Source organism: Corallococcus sp. CA053C (assembly GCF_003611675.1).
Classification (GTDB): Bacteria; Myxococcota; Myxococcia; order Myxococcales; family Myxococcaceae; genus Corallococcus.
Genome location: NZ_RAWA01000619.1, coordinates 1 through 3,817, shown reverse-complemented (window position 1 = coordinate 3,817; position 3,817 = coordinate 1). Strand labels below are relative to the sequence as shown.

General features: G+C 73.4%; 2 protein-coding genes. One reads left to right on the top strand and one right to left on the bottom strand.

Annotation, left to right across the window (positions count from 1 at the left end):
• A partial coding sequence (locus D7V97_RS41030) for an MFS transporter (protein ID WP_147445200.1) occupies nt 1–1,291 on the top strand: 1,291 nt, incomplete at its 5' end.
• A 10-nt stretch (nt 1,292–1,301) separates the two neighbouring features.
• On the opposite strand, the gene D7V97_RS41025 is transcribed toward D7V97_RS41030, so the two are convergent.
• Nucleotides 1,302–3,572 carry a PAS domain-containing protein gene (locus D7V97_RS41025; protein WP_120615988.1) on the bottom strand — a complete coding sequence of 757 codons (2,271 nt, stop codon included), beginning with the start codon at nt 3,570–3,572 and terminating at the stop codon, nt 1,302–1,304.
• Between the last annotated feature and the right edge of the window lie 245 nt (nt 3,573–3,817).

The window sequence follows — 3,817 nt, the reverse complement described above, 5'->3', positions numbered from 1 at the left end:
GGACGGGGCATTGGGGGCGGGCGATGGGCCGGCCTCCCCGGAAGCGAAGGAGCGTCCGCACGCCGTGGGGGTCGCGCCCGCGAGCGGGCACGGCGGCCCGTGGCAGGCCCAGCGGGAGCTGTGGGGCGAGCCGAGCTGGCGCCGCTGGGTGCTGGCCAGTTCGTTCGCGCGGCTCGGCGGGACGATGGCGCCGTTCGCGCTGCTGCTCGCCGGCGCGCAGGCCACGGGCGCGTTCTCCCAGGGCGCGTGGATGGCCAGCGGCTACGCGATGGGCATGGCCGCGGCGGCGCCGTTCCGGGGCCGCACCCTGGACCGTCGGCGTCTGCCGGGAGGCTTGCGCGGTCCGCTGCTGGCCCAGGCCGCGGTCTTCCTCGCGCTCGCGCTCGCGTGCTTCTTCAAGGCCTCGCTGTGGGTCCTGCTACCGCTGTCGGTGGTGGGGGGCGTGGTGCCCGCGGGGGTCGTCGCGGCCTATCGCGCCCTCCTCCCCGCGCTGGTGCCGAAGGCACGGCTGGAGGCGGCGTTCGCCATCGACGCGGTGCTGATGGAGGTGCAGTGGATCCTCGGCCCGTCGCTGGTGGGCGTGCTCGCGCTGGCCCATGCCACCCTGGGCGTGGCGGCCATCGCGGTGACGGGGCTCTCCGCGCTGGCGCTCAACTTCTTCCTGCCGGACCGCGAGCCCCCGAGCGGACCTCCCGTGGCGGCCACGCTGGCGTCGCTCGCGCCCTTCTTCCAGGGGCTGCCCCGGCTGCTGTACCTGTCGTCGCTGGCGGTGGGGGTGAGCTGGGGCGTGGTGGACGCCGCGCTGCCGCCCCGGCTCGCCGAGGTGGGCTCGCGCCCCGAGGCCTGGGGTGGCCTCACCGCGCTCCTGTCCGCCGCGAGCGCCGTGGGCGGCCTGCTGTACACCAGCACGCTGAAGGGCCGCGTCACCGGGGACGGCGTCATCCTGCGCCGGTGCCTGCTGTTCCTCGCGCTGTGGGGCGTGCTGCTCGTGCCGCTGGCGCTGGTGGCGAACCTCTGGGCGCTGGGGGCCGCGCTGGCGGCGGCGGGCATCTTCCTGGCGCCCCAGGCCGCGATGCAGGCGACGCTGCTGCAACGCCAGCTTCCGGAGAGCCGGCAGGCGGAGGGCTTCGCGCTCTCCAACGCATGCTTCGCGCTGGGCCTCAGCCTGGGCAGCGGCCTGGTCGCCGCGATGCTGGAGAGGGCCGGGCCGCACGGCGCGCTGCTCACCGCCGGGGTGCTGCCCGTGGCGGTGGCCACCGTGGGCGTGCTCGTCTGGCGCTCGCGGGCCTGAGCGCGAGCACTCACCCGCGACCTTCGAGCGGCGAGTGACGCGGCAGGTGCACGAGGAACGTGGTGCCATCCTGCTCGGTGGAGCGCACGCGCAGGCGGCCTCCGTGCGCGTCCACGATGTGCTTCACGATGAACAGCCCCAGCCCCAGCCCATGCGCCAGCCGGCTGCCTTCGCTGACCTCCGCGCGCTTGAGGGGTTCGAACAGGTGCGGCATCAACGCGCGCGGAATGGGGCGCCCCTGGTTGTTCACCGCGAGCGTCACCCCTTCCTGCTGGCCGCGCAGCCGCACGCGCACCGGACAGCCCGCCTCTCCGTACGCGAGCGCGTTGTTCACCAGGTTGGTGATGACCTGCGCCAGCCGGTCCGGGTCGCACGACACGTGGGCGTCGCCCCGGTGGTCCACCTCCAGCCGGCGGTCGGGGTGGGCCTGCTGCACCTCGTCCATCACCTGGCGCACCAGTTCCATCAGGTCCACCCCGCGAGGTGACATGGGGATGCCGCCGCCCAGCCGGGCCTGGGTGAAGTCCAGCACGTCGCGCAGCATGCGGTGGGCCCGCTCCGCGCTGGCGAGGATGCGGGCGACGGCCTTCTGGTCGCGTGGATCCGCGTCCTCGCGCCGGGCCAGGACCGTGGCCGCCATGGTGATGGCGGAGATGGGGTTGCGCAGGTCGTGCCCGACGATGCCGATGAGCAGCTGCTCGAACTCCGCGCGGCGCCTCGCCTCCATCTCCGCCTCGTGCCGGCCGGTGACGTCCTGCATGGCGCCCACCATGCGCACCGGCTGCCCGCGCAGGTCCTTCACCACGCGGCCCCGGTCCTCGATGAAGGCCCAGGTGCCGTCGCCCCGTCGGATCCGGTACGCCGCCTGCCAGTGGCCCTCCGGGCTTTGGATGGCCTCCCGGAGTCCCCGGGTGACGCGCTCGCGGTCCTCGGGGTGCAGGCTCTCCATCCACCAGGTGAGGTTCATGCGGGGCAGGCCCCGGGACGCGTCCAGCCGCAGGATGTGCGCGGACAGCTCGCTCCAGTCGATTTCATTCGTGAGCAGGTCCCAGTCCCAGATGAGGTCGCGGGTGGCCAGCGTGGCCAGCCGGTAGCGCGTCTCCGAGGTGCGCAGCTCCTGCTCCGCCCGGCGCCGCTCGGTGATGTCCAGCGACACACCCGACACGCCCACCACGCGCCCGTCCGGGCCGGACACCGGCAGGAAGCGGACCTCGAACCAGACCCCGAAGAGGAACAGCTCCGCCGACAGGCTCTCCCCGGCGAGCGCGCGGTGGATGAGCTCCACCACGTCCCGCCGGTCCCGGAACAGCTCGTACACGGAGCTCCCGCGCCTCACCTCGCTGGGCGACTGCACGGTCTTCACGCCCTCGCCCTCGAAGAGGGTGATCATGCCCTGCGCGTCGAAGGCCCACAGGACGACGGGGAGCTGGGTAAGCACGCGGTGGAGCTGCTCGCGGGCCTCGTCCAGCTCCCGGCGCAGCACGCGCGTGGCGGTGATGTCCATGGACACGCCGCACACGGCCCACGCATCCTCGCCCTCGACGGTGGGCAGGGGGAACTTCAGCGTGTGGTAGACGTGGAGCCCATCCGGCTGGGGCACCAGCTCGTCGAACACCAGCGACTTGCGCGCCGCCAGCACCTGCCGGTCGTTCTCCAGGAAGCGCTCCGCCGTCTCCCGGGGGAACAGCTCCAGGTCCGAGTGTCCCAGCACGGCCTGGCGCTGATGGCCGGAGATGACCTCGAAGGGGCGGTTGATGAAGAGGTACCGCCCGTGCGCGTCCTTCGCGTAGACGGCCGCCGGGGCATGGTCGAGGATGGTCTGCAGCCGCCGCTCCCGCATCCGCAGCGTCTGTTCGTGCTCGTGGATGTAGTGGACCACCGCCTCCGTCAGCGAGCCGTCCAGCGCGCGCCAGAGCGCCCGCATCGCCGTCGACCCCAGCGGGCGGTGGGTGGGCTCCAGCGTCTCCAGGAGGACCTCACGCAGCAGGCCATACTCCTCCACCAGCGTCTCCACCCGCCCCCCGGAGTGGAAGCGCTTCCGGCCAAGCTCCCGGCCCTCCACCCGCGCCGGCTCCAGCGCCCAGTCCTCCTCCACGCCCTGGCGCAGGATGAGCACCAGCGCATCCACCAGCCGGTGCAGTCCCTGCAGCCGTTCATGGAAGGCGGCGGGAGCATCGTCGAAGGACGCGCCCACCCGCGCCACCCAACGCCGGACGATGTCGTCGCGCAGTCCCTCCACGAGGTCGGCGAGCGAATCCGTCGGCGAGGCGAAGGGGTTCATGGCGGGGCCCCGCTCCCGCGCGAGCGGCCCGGATGGCCCAGGCCCGTCACTCCCCATGGCCCGACACAGGCCCGGGAAGGCCCGGTGCCCGGACCGCCCGCACGCACGCACGCCCCTGCTCCTCCGGAGACACCGGTGGGCTGAAGCAGGACGCCTGCTGTCGGAAGTCTGAGTTGCACCGTGCTCCTGCCCCTTGGACGCGTCCGGAGTGGTAGGGAAGATGGTCATGATGCCCCGCATGTTGG